The organism is Streptomyces albus subsp. chlorinus (assembly GCF_013302895.1).
Lineage (GTDB): Bacteria > Actinomycetota > Actinomycetes > Streptomycetales > Streptomycetaceae > Streptomyces > Streptomyces chlorinus.
The window spans coordinates 2232718-2248535 of sequence record NZ_VJOK01000001.1 but is presented as its reverse complement, the minus strand read 5'-3'; the positions used below and the strand labels follow the sequence as shown (position 1 = coordinate 2248535).

The window sequence follows — 15818 nt, the reverse complement described above, 5'->3', positions numbered from 1 at the left end:
GGACGGCCGACGGGCGCCGGAAGCCCGCTTGGCCTCGCCAGAGGGCGGATCGTCGCTGGTGAGAGGCGTGCGGCTGCGGGACGTCCGGTCACGAAACGGTCCTCGGGAACGCGGTCGCGGCCCGGTGCCGGGCACCGGGCCGCCGCGCCCGGAGCGGCCGCCGGCCCAGAGAGCGGGGTGCGGTCGAAGGGGTTCGGACCCGTGCGCGGGACCCGCGTTCGCGGTTCCAGATGAAAAACGCGTGAAAATCTCTATTCCACCCTTAGGTGTACCGCGCGGACGAACTGTCGTCCGTAATCGGTGATCTTGATGAGGGCTCTGCGAGTGCCGGGAAGAATGCGGCGTCTGCATACAACCTCTGAAGAGTCATAGCCCCGAGGAAGGGCCGACAGAGAGGGTTACGAGTCGCCCACCGGTTCGGTTCCCGGCGGACCCGGTCATGCGCCTTGTTGGCCGAACGTTGGCCGAATCCCGTCCCCGCGGCCCGCCTCCCCCTTGCCTCAGCCCGCCATTTAGTGCCGGTCGAGCGACGCTCCGTCAGCGGCTGCGACCGTCCCTTTCGAAGATTCAGTCAGCCGAAGGGGACAGCCGTGCACAGGACACTCATCGTCGCCCGCCTGCAGGACGCCAGGGATACCGCCGGTATCGCCGAGACGTTCGCCCACTCGGACGCCACCGAGCTTCCGCACATGGTGGGAGTGTCGCGGCGGACGCTCTTCGCTTTCCACGACCTGTACTTCCACCTGGTCGAGGCGGACGACGACATCACGCCCGACCTGTACAAGGCACGGCAGCACCCGCTCTATTCGGACGTCAGCACCAAGCTCACCCAGTTCGTGGCGCCCTACGACCCGAATTGGAAGGAGCCGAAGGACGCCATGGCCAACCCGTTCTACATCTGGACCGCCGAAGGCGGGCGGGAACTGTGACCGGGCCCCACGGTTCACCGGGCTGGTGCGTCGCATGAGCCGGCGCGCCGTCATCACCGGCATCGGCGTGGTCGCCCCGGGAGGCGTCGGCCGGGAGAATTTCTGGAACGTCCTGGTCTCGGGACGCAGCATGACCAGACGGATCTCCCTGTTCGACCCGGAGGGATTCCGCTCCCGCATAGCCGCCGAAGTGGACTTCGATCCGCTGGCGGCCGGGCTGGGATATCAGGAGATACGCCGGATGGACCGGGCCGCGCAGTTCGCGGTGGTGTGCGCGTCGGAAGCGGCCGCGGACAGCGGTCTGGACCTCGGCTCCCTCGACCCCGGCGACCTGGGGGTCAGCATCGGCAGCGCCGTGGGCTGCACGATGAGCCTGGAGGAGGAGTACCGCGTGCTGTCCGACGGCGGCAGGCGCTGGCTGGTCGACCACACCTACGGGGTGCCGCACCTGTACGAGCAGATGGTGCCGAGCACGCTCGTCGTGGAGGTCGCCAGACGCGTCGGGGCGGAGGGCCCGGTGTCGCTCACGTCGACCGGCTGCACCTCGGGGCTCGACGCGGTGGGGCACGGCGCCCAGCTCGTCGTGGAGGGCTCCGCCGAGGTGGTCTTCGCGGGGGCGACGGACGCGCCGCTGTCCCCCATCACCTCCGCCTGCTTCGACGCGATCAAGGCGACGTCACCGGACAACGACGATCCCGAGCACGCGTCGAGACCGTTCGACGCGCGGCGCCGGGGCTTCGTCCTCGGTGAGGGAGCCGCCGTCATGGTGATCGAGGAGTACGCCGCGGCCCGGGCCAGGGGCGCGCGCGTCTACGGGGAGATCGCGGGCTTCGCGGGCCGCAGCAACGCCTTCCACATGACCGGACTCAAGGCCGACGGGCGGGAGATGGCCGAGGCCATCCGGGTCTCGCTGGGCAAGGCCCGGATGAACCCCGAGGACATCGACTACATCAACGCGCACGGCTCCGGCACCAAGCAGAACGACCGGCACGAGACCGCCGCGTTCAAGGCGAGCCTGAAACAGCGCGCCTACGAGGTCCCCGTCAGCTCCATCAAGTCGATGGTGGGGCACTCCCTGGGCGCGATCGGCTCCATCGAGGTCGCGGCCTGCGCGCTGGTGCTCGACCGCCAGGTGGTGCCGCCGACCGCCAACCTGTACCACGCCGACCCCGAGTGCGACCTCGACTACGTGCCGCGCCAGGCCCGGGAGCACGCGGTGGACGCCGTGCTCAGCGTCGGCAGCGGGTTCGGCGGCTTCCAGAGCGCCATGGTGATCCGCAAACCGGAGGGAGCCCCGCGATGAACCCTGTGGACACCCAGGCGGGCGCGGCGACGGACATGGTCATCACCGGACTGGGCGTCGTGGCGGCCACCGGCATGAGCGCCGAGGAGCACTGGACGGCGCTGCTCGCGGGAAAGAGCGGGATCGGCCGGATCAGCCGCTTCGACCCCTCCTCCTACCCCGTCACCCTGGGCGGCGAGGTACGGGACTTCACCGCGCGGGAGCAGGTCCCCCGGCGGCTGATACCGCAGACCGACCACTGGACCCACCTCGCCCTCTACGGGGCGGAGAGGGCCCTGGCCGACGCCCGGATCGATCCGGCCGCTCTCCCCGAGTTCGAGATGGCGGTGGTGACCTCCAGCTCCTCCGGCGGCACCGAGTTCGGCCAGCACGAGATGGAGCGGCTCTACGGGCAGGGGCCCGCCTGGGTGGGCGCCTACCAGTCCATCGCCTGGTTCTACGCGGCGACCACCGGGCAGATCTCGATCCGCCACGGCATGCGCGGCCCGTGCGGTGTCATCAGCGCCGAACAGGCCGGCGGGCTGGACGCGATAGGGCAGGCCCGCCGTCTTCTGCGCGGCGAGTCCCGGCTGGTGGTCACCGGCGGTACCGACGCCTCGCTGTGCCCGTACGGACTGGTCGCCCAGCTGTCGACGGGGCTGCTGTCCCGGGTCGCGGAGCCGGAGCGCGCCTACCTGCCCTTCGACCAGCGCGCGAGCGGCTACGTTCCCGGCGAGGGCGGCGCCGTCCTGATCGCCGAGCGGGCCGCGGACGCCCGGCGGAAGGGCCGAGGCTACGGCCGCGTGCTCGGCTACGCCTCCGGCTTCGAACTCCCCGGCCGGCCCACGACGTTGCCGCGCACGCTGCGCAAGGCCCTGGACGACGCGCGGCTGGCGCCCTCCGGCATCGACGTCGTGTTCGCCGACGCGGTGGGCGACCCGCGGCGGGACCGGGTGGAGGCCGACGCGCTCGCCGAGGTGTTCGGCCCCGGCCAAGTGCCGGTCACCGCCCCCAAGGTGCTCAGCGGCCGCCTCTACGGCGGCGGCGCCCCCCTCGACATCGCCACCGCGCTGCTGAGCCTGCGCGACGGCGTGATCCCGCACACGCCCGGCGTCACCCGCCCCGTCGGCGGCATCGATCTCGTCCGGGACACACCCCGCGACGCCGAACTGCGCACGGCCCTCGTCGTCGCCCGGGGTTACGGCGGCTTCAACGCCGCGGTCGTCCTCGGCCGGACCGACACCTGAGCCGGCGCCCGGCGCGCCAACCCACTCACACACGAAGGAGGACACGCATGGCCGCGTTCACGCTCCAGGACCTGCAACGTCTCACGGCGGTGGCCAACGACGAGGACTACCTCAAGGACATCACCGAGGAGGGGCTCGACGTCGAACTGGCCGACCTCGGCTTCGACTCGCTGGCCCTGCTCGACCTGATCGGCCGGGTCCAGCGGGAGTACGAGGTCGATCTGCCCGACGACGCCGTGGGCACCATGAAGACGCCTCGGGACTTCCTGGATTTCGTCAACGACCGGATCAGCGAGAGTGCGGAGGCCTGACCATGTCCGGACACACCGACAACTCCATCGTCATCGACGCCCCGATGGACCTCGTCTGGGAGATGACGAACGATGTGGAGTCCTGGCCGCGGCTGTTCACCGAGTACGCCCGCGCGGAGATCGTCGAGCGGCTCGCCCCGGACACCATCCGCTTCCGGCTGACGCTCCACCCCGACGAGGACGGGAACCAGTGGAGCTGGATCTCCGACCGCACGGTCAACGAGGCGGAGCGCACCACCCACTCCAAGCGGGTCGAGACGGGCCCGTTCAAGTACATGTCGCTGTTCTGGGAGTACACGCAGGAGGACGAGGGCGTCCGGCTGCGCTGGGTCCAGGACTACGAGATGAAGCCCCAGGCGCCGGTGTCCCTGGCCGCCATGACCGAGCGCCTCAACACGAACTCGCGTATCCAGATGCAGCACATCAAGGAGCGGGTCGAGGCGAGGGCCGCCCGGCTCTCCAGCGCGGGCTAGCGGTGCGGCCATGGAAACCGTCGTCCTTCCCTTCGTGCTGCTCGCCAACGGGCTGGGCGCCGGAGTGATGATGAACACGCAGCTGGGGGGCTTCGCCTATCTGAGACAGCTGCCACCGGACCGGTACGTCCACGCCCACGCCTTCTACTCGACGCGCTACGACCCGTTCATGCCCCTGTGCATCGTCGCCACCCTGCTGGGCGCCGGGGCGCTGGCCGTGGCGGAGAACACCCTTCCGCTGCGGCTGCTGCACGGTCTGGCGGCGCTGCTCGCGCTGGCCACCCTCACCGTGTCGGTGGTCAAGAACGTACCGGTCAACAAGTGGGTGCAGTCCCTCGACCCGCAGCGGCTCCCGCCGGACTTCGGCCTGCGGGACCCGCGCAGGTCCTGGGGCGTGTGGAACCAGCTCCGCACCTGGCTGCTGACCGCGGCCCTCGCCGTGAACTGCGTGGCCGTCGGCACGCGGCTGTGACCCGCCGGCCGCCGCGCGCCCGCCGCACCCCCGTCCCCCCTACCTGATACGACCTTGAGGAGGTCCGTTGTGGAGATGAACGTCGAAGGCAAGAAGGCACTGGTCACCGGAGGAACCCGAGGCGTCGGCCGCGGCATCGTCCTGGAACTCGCCCGCGCGGGGATGGACGTGATCACCTGCTACCGGCAGGAGAGCGACCATGTCGAGTCCCTGCGCCGCGAGTTGAAGGAGACCGGCGGCCAGCACCACGTCATCCGCGCCGACCTGTCGGAGCCCGAGGGCCCGGCGACCCTGCTGGCCGAGGCGGAGCGGGCGTACGGGCGGCTCGACCTGGTCGTCAACAACGCGGGCACGATCACCCACGTGCCCTACGAGAAGCTGGAGCCGGCGGACTGGGACCGCATCATCAGCACCAACCTCACCGCCGCCCACCTGGTGATCCAGAAGTCGCTCCCGCTGCTGGGCGACGACGCCTCGGTCATCAGCATCGGCTCGAAGTCGTCCGAGGTCGGCATCCCGCTGCGCTCGCACTACACCGCCACCAAGGCGGCGCTGCGCGGTCTGAGCCGTTCGCTGGCCAAGGAGTTCGGCCACAAGGGCTGGCGGTTCAACGTGCTCGCGCTCGGCGTGATCGAGACCGAGGCCCTGTGGGAGATGCCCGAGGAGCAGCGGGCGACGATGCTCTCCCGCTACGAGCCGAAGACCGCGCTGGGCCGGCTCGGCAAGCCCGAGGAGGTGGCCGGCGCGGTGCTGTGGCTCGCCAGCGACCTGTCCCGGTATGTGACGGGGTCCGTCGTGTACGTGGACGGGGGCATCTCGTGAGCGCCGCGCCCTTCCGCGTCCTGCTGACCATGACGGTGAAGCCCGGTATGGCCGACGACTTCGTCAAGGCCTGGGCCGACAACGCCCCCGCGGTCACGGGACACCCCGCCAACCGGGGGCACTCGCTGGCGCGCAGCACCGAGGAGAGCGACGTCTTCTACATCGTCAGCGAGTGGACGAGCGAGCGGGAGTTCCGCGAGTTCGAGAACAGCCCCGGACACCTGGAGCACCGTCAGCGGCTGCACCCCTTCCGCTCCGGCGGCTCGATCACCTTCCTGGACCTGGTGGCGGAGGCCACCGGCACCGGGGACGTGCGGGTGCTCGCGCACGGGGGGTGAGCGATGAAGGGGGAAGTGAGGGTGCTGCTCTACCACTCCACCGAGGACGAGGCGGGCATCCGGGCCGCCTACCACGAGGTCAGCAGTCGGATGGCGGGAGTGCCGGGACTGCTCGGCAACGAACTGCTGCGCTCCGACCACGACTCCCGGCAGTTCCTGGTGATCAGCCGCTGGGCGAGCCGCGAGGACTTCGACCGCTGGGAGCAGGGTGCCCAGCACAAGGGCCAGACGGCACCGCTCCGCCCCTACCGGGACACCGGGATGGCGCGTCCGTTCGGTGTGTACACGGTCGACGCGGCGTACACGGAGGAATCCACGGCCGACCCACGGAGCGCATGATGACCAAGCCGTCGCACAGAGCACCGCGGCAGGAGCGGGAGGCGGGCGACTTCGTCGCCTGCCCCGGCTGCCGGACACTGATCTACCGCAAACGCTACGACCGTCTCCTGGGGGTCTGCCCGGACTGCGGCGCGCACAGCAGACTCACCGCCGAGGAACGCATCCGCCAGCTGCTGGACGCGGGCTCGGTCCGCCCGGTGCCCGTCGGCCCCACGGTGCACGACCCGCTGCGCTTCACCGACACCCGCCCCTACGCCCAGCGGCTGGAAGAGGCCAGGGCCGCCACCGGACTGCGGGAAGCGGTGCGGGTGGTGTCCGGGACGGTCTGCGGGGAGCGGCTGGTGGCCGCCGTCATGGACTTCCGGTTCCTGGGCGGCAGCCTCGGCACGGCGGCCGGGGAGGCGGTGACGGTGGCGGCCGAGACGGCGCTGGCCCAGCGGGTCCCGCTGCTCCTGGTCACCGCCTCCGGCGGCGCCCGCATGCAGGAGGGCGCCCTCTCGCTGATGCAGATGGCCAAGACCAGCAGCGCGATGGCCGCCCTCGACGAGGCGGGGCTGCTGACCGTGACGTTGGTGACCGACCCCACCTACGGGGGAGTGTCGGCGTCCTTCGCGACGCTCTCGGACGTGATCCTGGCGGAGCCCGGCGCCCGTATGGGCTTCGCGGGCGCGCGGGTCATCGGACAGACGATCAAGGCGGAGCTGCCCAAGGGCTTCCAGACGGCGGAGTTCCTGCTGGAACACGGCCTGGTGGACGCCGTCCGGGGCAGGAAGGAACTGCGCGACACCCTGGGCCGGCTGCTGCGCGTCGCGGCGGCAGCGCGGCGCGGAGCCGGGCGGTCCGGCGACCGCGGCGCGGACGGGGGCGCGCCCGCCGCCGGCACCGACCCGGTGCTGCGGCAGTCCGCGCTGGTGCCCGACCGGCCGGCCGGAGAGGTGGTACGCCTGGCCCGGCACGCGGACCGGCCCACGGCGCTGGAGCACATCGGCCAGTGGACCGACGGCTTCGTCGAACTGCGGGGCGACCGTGCCGGGGAGGAGTGCCCGGCGGTGGTCGGCGGGCTCGCGTTCCTGGACGAGCAGCCGGTCATGCTGCTCGCCCACCAGAAGGGGCACACCACGCCGGAGCTGGTCAGGCGCAACTTCGGGATGCCGACCCCGGCCGGCTACCGCAAGGCGCGGCGGCTGATGCGGCTCGCCGGGAAGCTGGGCGTCCCCGTCGTCACGCTGATCGACACCCCCGGCGCCTACCCCGGACTGGCCGCCGAGGAGCAGGGCCAGTCGAACGCCATCGCGGAGTGCCTGCACACCATGGCGTCCCTGCCGGTGCCCGTGGTCTCGGTCGTCACCGGGGAGGGCGGCAGCGGGGGCGCGCTGGCCCTGGGCGTCGCCAACATCGTGCTGATGTGCGAGAACGCCACGTACTCGGTGATCTCTCCGGAAGGGTGCGCGGCGATCCTCTGGAAGACACCGGACGGCGTGTCCGAGGCCGTCTCGGCGCTGTGCCTCACCGCGAGGCCGCTGCTGGAGAGGGGCGTCGTCGACGGTGTCGTCCCCGAGCCCGAGGGCGGCGCGCACACCGACCCCGTCGCGGCGAGCGCCACCGTGCGCGACGCGGTGCTCGCGGCGCTCGGACGGCTGCGGTCCTGCCCGGACGGTGAGGTGCGAGCCGCCAGGAGGCGGCGCTTCCGTGCTTTCGGCTCGGCGGAGGCCATGGACGGCGCGGCCAACCGGTCAGTGAAGGAGGCAGTGTTGTGACCATTCCTCAGACAGAGCCCCGGGCGGACGCCCCGGCCGGCCCACCCCCGGACCTCGCCCCGGCGGAGACGGAGGCGACCGCGGCGCTGGACGCACTGGTGCGCAGCGTCGCTCAAGTGGCGTCCGCCGCGGGCGTCCGGCCCAGCCGGCTGGCGGTCAGGCTCGGGCAGGCCAGCATCGAGGTCGACTGGAACGCGGCGCCCGTCGGCGCCGTCGCGCAACCGGAGCAGGCCGTGGCACGCGGGGAACCGGAGCCGGCCGGGGAGAAGGAGACCGGGATCACCGTACGGGCTCCGCTCGTCGGCACCTTCTACGCGGCACCCGAACCCGGTGCGCCGCCGTTCGTCGAGGTCGGCGACGAGGTGAAGCCCGGCCAGCAGGTGGCGATCATCGAGGCGATGAAGCTGATGAACCCGGTGGAGGCGCAGGTCTCCGGCCGGGTGGCCGAGGTGCTCGTCGGCAACGGCGGCCCGGTGGAGTACGACCAGCCCCTGCTGGTCCTCGAACCGCTGGAGGACGCGTGATCCCGCCCTTCGACACCGTACTGGTCGCCAACCGGGGCGAGATCGCGCTGCGGGTCGTGCGCACCCTGCGGGAGCTGGGCTGCCGCAGCGTCGTGGTGTACTCCTCCGCCGACCGCGACTCCGCCGCCGTACGCCAGGCCGACGCCGCCGTCCAGGTGGGGCCGGGCCCCGCGAAGAAGAGCTATCTGTACGCGCCCGCGGTGGTGGAGGCGGCCCTGCTCAGCGGTGCCCAGGCCATCCACCCGGGCTACGGATTCCTGTCCGAGGACCCGGACTTCGCGGAGATCTGCGCCAACAACAAGATCACCTTCATCGGCCCCGACCCGGGGATCATGGCCGAGCTGGGCGACAAGGCGCGGGCGCGGAAGCTGATGGCCAACGCGGGGCTGCCGGTACTGCCCGGGACGGTGGACCCGGTCGGCAGCGACGAGGAGATCGTCCAGATCGCCTCCCGGATCGGCTTCCCCCTGATCATCAAGGCGGCTGCGGGCGGCGGCGGACGCGGGATGTCCGTCGTCCGCGGCCAGGAGGAGCTGCTGCCCGCCTTCCGGGCGACGCGGACGACCGCGCAGGCGGTCTTCGGCGACGGGCGGGTCTATGTGGAGCGCTTCTGGGAGAACGCCCGGCACGTCGAGGTGCAGGTCCTGGGCGACACCCACGGCAACATCGTGCACCTGGGCGAGCGCGACTGCTCGGTGCAGCGCCGGCACCAGAAGCTCATCGAGGAGAGCCCCGCCCCCGACCTGCCGCCCGCCGTCCTCGCGGAGCTGGGCAGGCAGACCGTGGCCGGGGCGCGCGCCGTCGGCTACACGGGCGCGGGCACCTTCGAGTACATCGTGAGCGGCGACGAGATCGCCTTCATCGAGGTCAACTGCCGTATCCAGGTCGAGCATCCGGTCACCGAGCAGGTCACCGGCATCGACCTGGTACGCGAGCAGGTCCGGGTCGCCGCCGGGCTGCCCCTCACCGTACGGCAGCGCGACGTGCGGCCGCGGGGGACCGCGATCGAGTGCCGGGTCAACGCGGAGGACCCCGACCGGGGGTTCGCCCCGGCGCCCGGCACCCTCACCGAGTTCGTCCCGCCGGGCGGGCCCTTCGTCCGGGTGGACACCGCGGCGTACCCGGGCTGGCGCATCCCCTCGGAGTACGACTCGCTGATCGCCAAGGTGATCGCGTGGGGCCCGGACCGCACCCAGGCCATCGCCCGGATGGACCGGGCGCTGGCCGAGTTCCGGATCGCGGGGGAGGGGGTGCGGACGACGATCCCGCGGCTGCGCGAAGTCCTGGCCGACCCCGTCTTCCGGCGCGCGGAGCACTCCACCGCCTACATGGACACCCGAGAGCAGCTCGCCGCGGGCTGAGCACGTCGGCAGCGGAAGGAACGAAAGGGAGGGCGGCATGACCGGACCAGGAATCTTCCGAGTGATCCTGCACATGGAGATCGAGCCGGGAACCGGCCCGGACTTCGAACGCCTGTGGCAGGACATCGCCCGGGCCATCTCCACACGGTCGGCGAACCTGGGCCAGTGGCTGTTCAAGGAACACGGCGTCGAGCACTCCTACTACGTGGTGACCGACTGGAGCGACGAGGAGAGCTTCCGGGAGTTCGAACTCAGCGCCCCGCACGTACGCAACCGGGAGCGCCTTGGGCGCTACCGCCGCGGCGGATGGATGACGACCATGCGCATCGTCGGGCAGGCGGAGGCCTCCGGCGCGCAGACGGTCCCCTCCGCGGGCTGAGCCCCACGGGACCCCACCCGCACGTCCGGGGGCGACCCCGCCCGCACAGCCGCCGCCGGAAGCCGCCCGAGGAGGCGGCCCCGGCGGCGGCTCGTCGTCCCCCGCCGGTGCGCCCGGCCATCCGCCGGCGCGCTCGGGCGGGATTCGAGGCGCGCTCCAGCGCCCGTCAACCCGGGCCCGGCACCGTGTGACGGGTGCGGAGGAGCGGGCCGGTCAGCGTTCCCGGTAGGTCCGCAGCCCTGTCGCTGCGGTGATCCTCTGCAGCGCCTTGTCCATGGCCTCCGTCGCGCACGCGGCGAGACCGAACTGCGTCAGGGGGACGAACATACGGAACTTGGCCGCGTGGTTGTAGACGCGGAGGACCAGCCGGGCGCCCTTGGGGTGCGGCTCGGCGGTGAAGATGCCCTTGTACCACCAGTTGCCCATCTCCGCGAAGCTGCCCTTCTCGCGGTCCACCTCGGCCGAACCGTACGGCAGCGAGAAGCGGTTGGGCCCGCCCTTGAGGGTGACCTTGTCACCGGAGGGGTCGTGCAGCAGCACCGCGTTGTGCTTGCCGGCCTCGCCCTCCGAAACGTCGGTGAGCAGCTTGCGCACCGTGTTCACCGACGCCTCGACGACGCCGGTGGACTCGTACATCGGCTTCTCGCGGCTTCCCAGTGAGCGCTTGATGGCGCGCAGTGAGGTCTTCTTGCGCCCCTGTGCGGGGCTCTTCGCGGAGGTCATTTCCGGATCATCCAATCCATCGGGGGATACGAGCGCACTGACATGACGGCCGGCCGCGTACGCCACCGGCTCACCACCCCAGTGAGGAGAAAGCACATGGAAACGAATCTGGACCAGCTGCTGCGCATGGCCAGGGGGTATGCGAGCTCGCAGCTGATCCTGACCGCGGTACAGCTCGACGTCTTCACCACACTGAGCGAGGGCCCGCTGAGCGGGACCGAGATCGAGCGGCGCCTCGGCCTCCATCCGCGCGGGTCGCGCGCCTTCTTCGACGCGCTGGTGAGCCACGGACTGCTGGAGCGGACGGGCGAGATGTACGCCAACACCCCCGTCGCCGCGCTGCACCTGGACAAGAACCGCGGCGAGACGTATCTCGGGGGCTATCTCGGCCTCGCCGACGGGCTGTACCGGCTGTGGCCGAACCTCGCCACCAGTCTGCGGACCGGCCGCCCGTGCACCGGGTTCGCCGGCCAGGAGGCGGCAGCCGGGCCGGGCGCGCAGGGAGCCGGGACGGTGGCGGGCGCCGAAGCGGCCGGCGGCGCCCAGGGCGCGGACCGGGAGGCCCCCATGGAGTGGAGCCCGGACTACATCAACGCCATGGCGTTCTTCGCGCGTGCGGCGGCCCCCGCCCTCGCCCGGTCCGTGGACTGGGCGAGGTACACGTCCTTCGTGGATGTGGGCGGTTCGAACGGCACCCTCGCCTCCGAACTCGTCCGGCTGCGTCCGCATCTTCGTGGCACCTGTCTTGATCTTCCCGCGCTGCGGGAGCAGTTCGAGGCGACCATGGCACGTGCGGGAACGCACGAGAAGGTCGCTTTCCGGGGCGGCGACTTCTTCGAGGAACCGATCCCCGAGACCGACGCCGTCGTCCTCGGCCGCATCCTCCACAACTGGTCCACCGAGGACCGGGTGAAGTTGCTCCGGCGTGCCTGGGACGCGCTGCGGCCGGGTGGCGCGGTGCTGGTCTTCGACCAGCTGCTCGACGAACAGCGGCGGGACGGTATGGACCCGGCGCTCTCCAGCCTCGACCAGTTGCTCTTCTCCGAGGCCGGCTCCGAGTACTCCTTCGCCGAGCTGTGCGAGTGGTTCCACGCGTGCGGGTTCCGGTCCCCGTCCGTACAGCAGATGGACGGGGGACCGGAGATGCTGGCCATCGCCTTCAAACCCAGGTAACGCCTTCACGGGTCCGCGTGCACGGGTCCGCGCCTTACGAGACCACCGTGGCAGCCGCTATGAGGGCCAGCGCGATGACGGCGAGTGAGGCGCGGACCTTGTTCAGGAACCGCCAGCGGGGCCGGGGGTCGTCCCAGTCCTCGGGGAGGTTCTCCGGGTCGAGGACCGCCAGGCGCCGGTTGATGGGCACGTTGCCCAGGTGCGAGACGCACTGACTGGCCAGCAGCGCCAGCCCGCCCGCGGCGAACGGGATGCTGCTCGCGTCACGTTCCACCAGGGCGAGCGCGAACGCGGAGAACATGCCGACGTTGAAGACGATCGGCATGGTGGGATGGAAGCCCTTCCCGAACATCCGGTGCGTCTCCACATAGCGTCCCGGCGGCATGGCGCAGAGCGCGGGGAAGACGCTGATCGCGACCGCGGTGAGCACGCCGGCGCCCACCCCGGCGGCGGTCAGCGCCAGGACCGCCAAAATCTGTGACACCACACTGTCCTCTCCTCAGTGGCGGTGTTCCCCGCCTCACGGGGTGGTCTGCCGGTCCGGCCCCGGCGAGGCGGGAAACCGCCCGTCGCGGTGCGGCGGCTCGGGACTAGTGCCGGCTCTGCCGGCGGGTGTTCTGGAAGGTGGCCAGCTTCCACTCGTCGCCCTGGCGGACGGCGGTGACGGTGATGATGGAGTCCCGGTCCGGGTCGGTCGCCTCCACGTCGTCGATGGAGGTGCCGCCGATCGAGATGACCACCGCCGAGTCCGGGGTCAGGAACCGGATCCTGGGCTCCGCGTGGTGGGCGTCGTTCATCTTGGAGCCCTTGAGCGGCCCGTCGAAGAGCATCTGGTGGATGTCCGCGATGGTCTGGCGGCCCTCGGCCAGCGCCCCGTCGAAGGAGATGTAGGAGGCGTCCTCCAGGAACGGGGCGGCGTACCCGGCGCCGTCACCCGCGTTCCATGCCTTGGCCATGCTCAGCAGGAGTTCCTTGATCGCTGCCTCGTCCTTGCTCTTCTGCGACATGCTTGTGCCTTTCTGGATAGGAGTCGAGCGCCGTTCGGCAGCTCTTCGGACGCGCCTGCGGCCGGCGGGCCGAGGAGCGGTGGGCGGCATCGGGTGCCGGCCGGTTCAGACGACGGTGACGACCTTGTGCATGCCTTCGGCGGCGAACAGGCGCCCCGTCCGGTGGTTGGTGATCCATGTGGCCAGTACGTACGGGCCCGGGGTGAGCGGTGCGCTCACGACCGCCGACCGTCCGTGCGAGAGCGGGACGCTCCCGACCGGCTCGGAGCGGATGAGGTCCGGGACCGGGGGCCGGCGTCCCTCCGTGACGGCGGTGAAGAACGCGTCCACGTCGGCGTCGGTGGCGCCTTCCTTGACCGCCATCAGGACGGCTTCGTTGTACTGGTCGGTCCGGTTGGTGATCCGCACCGGCGCGCCGCTGCGGAGACGGTCCGGCAGGAGGAACCGCGGGCCGTCCGCCGTGTGCTTCTGCACGATGTCGGCAGCGGCCTCGGGAAGGGCCGGGGAGCCGGCGCCCGGCCGCGGCTCGGCGCGGATCGTCAGGGCCGCGGCGTTCCCGTCCTCCTTGATCCTTTTGTAGTCGATGAAGTGGTAGGTGCCCTTGGCAAGCTCCACGGAGAACGTCACGGAGGTCTCCTCCGTGATCGCTGCCCCGCCGAGCATGACGAAATCGCGGTCCACCACCCAGCTCGCCTCGCGGGCCTCGGGGCCGCGGCCGTATGCGCGCCGGAGGTTGTCCAGGTGTTTTTCCAGCGGAATCGAATCCGCCGTTTTCGCGAGTCCCAGCCATGCCCCTCCTGGGCCGGTGGCGCGGACCTGGAAGGTGACCGCACCGGATTCCACCGCGTCCGGTGCCTTGATTCCGCCGGGGCCTGCTTCGATGTCGTAGGACTGCATTGACCTGAATCCTTCCGATGTCCCGGAACGTACCGGGCTGCCGGCCAGCTGCTGCGGAAGATTCTTCTGGCAGCGGCTCAGTGTGCGCTCGATCCCGGCTTGACCAAGCCGGGCCGGCCGGCCCGGGCACCGGACGGCGGCCCCGGGCCGTCAGGCGCCCGGCGCCGACCCGGAATCCCCGGGGAGCTTCGGCACCACTTCGTAGGTCAGTGAGTGGTCCCGGTAGACGAGCCGGTAGACGGCGCTCCACACGACTGTCTGCACCTTTTCGAAGGAGGACATCTCTCCCTCCGATTTCTGCGGAACAAGGCGCGCGTAACCCTCGACCGTCTCGCCGATCGGCTTTCCCCTGCGGGTGCACGGGGCGACCGTGACCTCGGGATTCCTGGCGAGGCGCTTGACTTTCCAGGTCTTCGACCGGGTTTTGAAATACATCCGGTCGCCCTTGAGGATCCGGCCGACGGGGGTGGCGACCGGGTCACCGTTCCTCTTGTAGGTGGTCAGCAGGGCGACACGGGATTTCTTGAGCGGCTCCAGTGCCTTCGCCGCTGGTGATTCGGTGGCCATGAGGCGTTCTTTCCAGGAGAACGGACAGTCAGGACAGTGGCCCGTAGGGGCCGGGTCCCGGCCTGGCGCTCGGGATGCTTCGGAGCCCTGCCCTGCGAGCGAGTTCGTACACTGCTCACTATAGGTGAACAGTATTCAGTGTCAAGAGCACTGTTCATCTCGGATGCGGCGCCGCGCCCCCGCCCGGCGGTTCTCACCGCGGGACGGGACCGGAGGGCCGGCACTCCAGGGCCGCCCAGCGGCCCGCGGCGGGCTCCGACACCAGCGTGAAGCCGCCCGCCTCCAACAGCTCGTGCCACTCGCCGAGTTCCCTCTCCCGGCCGCCGAAACGCAGCATCATGTCGATGTCGAGGAACTTTCCCTGGTCCCAGGTGTCACCCGGTGCCACAACGTGTTCGAGCACCAGCAGCCGGGCACCGGAGTCCGTGCCGATGGCCCGCCTGATGTTGCCGAGGATCCGCACGGCCGCCTCGTCGTCCCAGTCGTGCAGCACCGCCTTGAGCACGTAGGCGTCGTGGCCGCGGGGCAGCTCGCCGAAGAAGTCGCCGCTCACGGCGGCGACCCGGTCGGAGAGTCCCTGCCGCGCGAAGAACGCCGGAACGCCGGCGACGACCTGCGGCTGGTCCACCAGCGTCCCGTGCACGTGCGGGTGCCGTGCCAGCAGCGCGGCGAGGAAGTGCCCCTGCCCGCCGCCGACGTCGGCGACGCTGCGGAAGCGGCCGAAATCGTAGGAGTCCAGCAGCGTCTGCGTGGTGGCGGCGCTCATCCGGGACATCGCCCGGTCGAACAGGCGGCCCGTCTCCGGGTGGGCCCGCAGATAGCCGAAGAAGTCCGTCCCGAAGATCTCGTCGAAGACGGGGCGCCCGGTGCGCAGCGCCGTCGTGATGTCCGCGTAGGGGCGGCTGACCGCCTCGCTGCCGTTGAAGAGGATCATGTCGCGCTGGCTGTCGGGCACGTCGCTGCGCAGCGCCTCGGACATCTCGGTCATGCCGACCGTGCCGTCCTGGCGCAGGGTGAAGACGCCGACCGCCGCGGCGCAGCGCAGCATCCGCCGCAGGGCGCCGGGGTCGGTCGCCGTCTTCTCCGCGAGCTGGTCGACGGTCAGGTCCCCGTCGGCGAGCGCGTCGGCCACCCCCGCCTCCGCCAGCGCGTACACCACCTGGGCCGTGCGCTTACCGTTCGTGAGCAGGAGCAGCCGGGCGTGTGCGGGGATGCCC

The 15818-nt window shown here is 71.2% G+C and carries 20 protein-coding genes; 14 read left to right on the top strand and 6 right to left on the bottom strand.

The features are described 5' to 3' along the window. The first annotated feature begins 590 nt into the window (after positions 1 to 590). The 13 genes from FM076_RS10150 (at position 591) to FM076_RS10090 (ending at position 10234) form a co-directional block, all read left to right on the top strand. Complete coding sequence (locus FM076_RS10150) at positions 591 to 929, top strand: TcmI family type II polyketide cyclase (protein ID WP_173869612.1); 339 nt, start codon at positions 591 to 593, stop codon at positions 927 to 929. 34 nt (positions 930 to 963) lie between these two features. Further along, positions 964 to 2232 (top strand): beta-ketoacyl-[acyl-carrier-protein] synthase family protein, encoded by a 1269-nt coding sequence (locus tag FM076_RS10145; RefSeq protein WP_173869610.1) that lies wholly within the window; start codon positions 964 to 966, stop codon positions 2230 to 2232. Further along, entirely contained in the window at positions 2229 to 3458 is a 1230-nt protein-coding gene (locus FM076_RS10140; protein WP_243274408.1) for a ketosynthase chain-length factor, read from the top strand. The genes FM076_RS10145 and FM076_RS10140 overlap by 4 nt, the downstream gene beginning before the upstream one ends. 47 nt (positions 3459 to 3505) lie before the next feature. Then, entirely contained in the window at positions 3506 to 3769 is a 264-nt protein-coding gene (locus FM076_RS10135; protein WP_173869608.1) for an acyl carrier protein, read from the top strand. 2 nt (positions 3770 to 3771) lie between these two features. Then, positions 3772 to 4242 carry an SRPBCC family protein gene (locus FM076_RS10130; protein ID WP_173869606.1) on the top strand — a complete coding sequence of 157 codons (471 nt, stop codon included), beginning with the start codon at positions 3772 to 3774 and terminating at the stop codon, positions 4240 to 4242. Positions 4243 to 4252: 10 nt separating this feature from the next. Then, complete coding sequence (locus tag FM076_RS10125) at positions 4253 to 4714, top strand: DUF1772 domain-containing protein (protein ID WP_173869604.1); 462 nt, start codon at positions 4253 to 4255, stop codon at positions 4712 to 4714. 69 nt (positions 4715 to 4783) lie between these two features. Continuing rightward, positions 4784 to 5536, top strand: coding sequence for an SDR family oxidoreductase (locus FM076_RS10120; protein ID WP_173869602.1), 753 nt, complete (start codon positions 4784 to 4786; stop codon positions 5534 to 5536). Next, entirely contained in the window at positions 5533 to 5874 is a 342-nt protein-coding gene (locus FM076_RS10115; protein WP_173869600.1) for an antibiotic biosynthesis monooxygenase, read from the top strand. Before FM076_RS10120 ends, FM076_RS10115 begins: the two co-directional genes overlap by 4 nt. A gap of 3 nt (positions 5875 to 5877) precedes the next feature. Next, positions 5878 to 6213 carry an antibiotic biosynthesis monooxygenase family protein gene (locus tag FM076_RS10110; RefSeq protein ID WP_173869598.1) on the top strand — a complete coding sequence of 112 codons (336 nt, stop codon included), beginning with the start codon at positions 5878 to 5880 and terminating at the stop codon, positions 6211 to 6213. Then, positions 6210 to 7970, top strand: a complete 1761-nt coding sequence (accD, locus tag FM076_RS10105) for an acetyl-CoA carboxylase, carboxyltransferase subunit beta (protein ID WP_243274406.1) — start codon at positions 6210 to 6212, stop codon at positions 7968 to 7970. Before FM076_RS10110 ends, accD begins: the two co-directional genes overlap by 4 nt. Next, positions 7967 to 8494 (top strand): acetyl-CoA carboxylase biotin carboxyl carrier protein, encoded by a 528-nt coding sequence (accB, locus tag FM076_RS10100; RefSeq protein WP_173869594.1) that lies wholly within the window; start codon positions 7967 to 7969, stop codon positions 8492 to 8494. Before accD ends, accB begins: the two co-directional genes overlap by 4 nt. Further along, the gene (locus tag FM076_RS10095) at positions 8491 to 9855 is read left to right on the top strand and encodes an acetyl-CoA carboxylase biotin carboxylase subunit (RefSeq protein ID WP_173869592.1); all 1365 of its coding nucleotides are present in this window, start codon (positions 8491 to 8493) and stop codon (positions 9853 to 9855) included. Before accB ends, FM076_RS10095 begins: the two co-directional genes overlap by 4 nt. Before the next feature lie 37 nt (positions 9856 to 9892). After that, positions 9893 to 10234 carry an antibiotic biosynthesis monooxygenase family protein gene (locus FM076_RS10090; RefSeq protein WP_173869590.1) on the top strand — a complete coding sequence of 114 codons (342 nt, stop codon included), beginning with the start codon at positions 9893 to 9895 and terminating at the stop codon, positions 10232 to 10234. A gap of 213 nt (positions 10235 to 10447) precedes the next feature. Here the strand turns inward: FM076_RS10090 and FM076_RS10085 are convergent, their stop codons facing one another. Then, on the bottom strand, positions 10448 to 10957 hold the full coding sequence (locus FM076_RS10085) for a hypothetical protein (protein WP_173869588.1): 510 nt from the start codon (positions 10955 to 10957) through the stop codon (positions 10448 to 10450). A gap of 96 nt (positions 10958 to 11053) precedes the next feature. Between FM076_RS10085 and FM076_RS10080 the strand changes: the two genes are divergently transcribed. After that, a complete protein-coding gene (locus FM076_RS10080) occupies positions 11054 to 12130 on the top strand; it encodes a methyltransferase (protein WP_173869585.1) in 1077 nt (358 codons plus the stop codon). Between the two features lie 34 nt (positions 12131 to 12164). Here the strand turns inward: FM076_RS10080 and FM076_RS10075 are convergent, their stop codons facing one another. From FM076_RS10075 to FM076_RS10055, 5 genes are all read right to left on the bottom strand, one after another. Continuing rightward, a complete protein-coding gene (locus FM076_RS10075; protein WP_173869583.1) occupies positions 12165 to 12614 on the bottom strand; it encodes an anthrone oxygenase family protein in 450 nt (149 codons plus the stop codon). Positions 12615 to 12720: 106 nt separating this feature from the next. Next, a complete protein-coding gene (locus FM076_RS10070; RefSeq protein ID WP_173869581.1) occupies positions 12721 to 13137 on the bottom strand; it encodes an SgcJ/EcaC family oxidoreductase in 417 nt (138 codons plus the stop codon). Between the two features lie 105 nt (positions 13138 to 13242). Beyond that, a complete protein-coding gene (locus FM076_RS10065) occupies positions 13243 to 14034 on the bottom strand; it encodes a hypothetical protein (RefSeq protein WP_173869579.1) in 792 nt (263 codons plus the stop codon). A 150-nt stretch (positions 14035 to 14184) separates the two neighbouring features. Then, positions 14185 to 14601 carry a PPOX class F420-dependent oxidoreductase gene (locus FM076_RS10060; protein WP_173869577.1) on the bottom strand — a complete coding sequence of 139 codons (417 nt, stop codon included), beginning with the start codon at positions 14599 to 14601 and terminating at the stop codon, positions 14185 to 14187. 193 nt (positions 14602 to 14794) lie between these two features. After that, the coding region (locus tag FM076_RS10055) for a methyltransferase (RefSeq protein WP_202034914.1) at positions 14795 to 15818 on the bottom strand (1024 nt) is incomplete at its 5' end.

Coding starts and splice junctions, on each gene's coding strand:
- FM076_RS10065 (WP_173869579.1), bottom strand. CDS start 14,034: ATGCAGTCCTACGACATCGAAGCAGGCCCCGGCGGAATCAAGGCACCG.
- FM076_RS10090 (WP_173869590.1), top strand. CDS start 9,893: ATGACCGGACCAGGAATCTTCCGAGTGATCCTGCACATGGAGATCGAG.
- FM076_RS10135 (WP_173869608.1), top strand. CDS start 3,506: ATGGCCGCGTTCACGCTCCAGGACCTGCAACGTCTCACGGCGGTGGCC.
- FM076_RS10070 (WP_173869581.1), bottom strand. CDS start 13,137: ATGTCGCAGAAGAGCAAGGACGAGGCAGCGATCAAGGAACTCCTGCTG.
- FM076_RS10110 (WP_173869598.1), top strand. CDS start 5,878: ATGAAGGGGGAAGTGAGGGTGCTGCTCTACCACTCCACCGAGGACGAG.
- FM076_RS10145 (WP_173869610.1), top strand. CDS start 964: ATGAGCCGGCGCGCCGTCATCACCGGCATCGGCGTGGTCGCCCCGGGA.
- FM076_RS10060 (WP_173869577.1), bottom strand. CDS start 14,601: ATGGCCACCGAATCACCAGCGGCGAAGGCACTGGAGCCGCTCAAGAAA.
- FM076_RS10080 (WP_173869585.1), top strand. CDS start 11,054: ATGGAAACGAATCTGGACCAGCTGCTGCGCATGGCCAGGGGGTATGCG.
- FM076_RS10130 (WP_173869606.1), top strand. CDS start 3,772: ATGTCCGGACACACCGACAACTCCATCGTCATCGACGCCCCGATGGAC.
- FM076_RS10140 (WP_243274408.1), top strand. CDS start 2,229: ATGAACCCTGTGGACACCCAGGCGGGCGCGGCGACGGACATGGTCATC.
- FM076_RS10085 (WP_173869588.1), bottom strand. CDS start 10,957: ATGACCTCCGCGAAGAGCCCCGCACAGGGGCGCAAGAAGACCTCACTG.
- FM076_RS10125 (WP_173869604.1), top strand. CDS start 4,253: ATGGAAACCGTCGTCCTTCCCTTCGTGCTGCTCGCCAACGGGCTGGGC.
- accD (WP_243274406.1), top strand. CDS start 6,210: ATGATGACCAAGCCGTCGCACAGAGCACCGCGGCAGGAGCGGGAGGCG.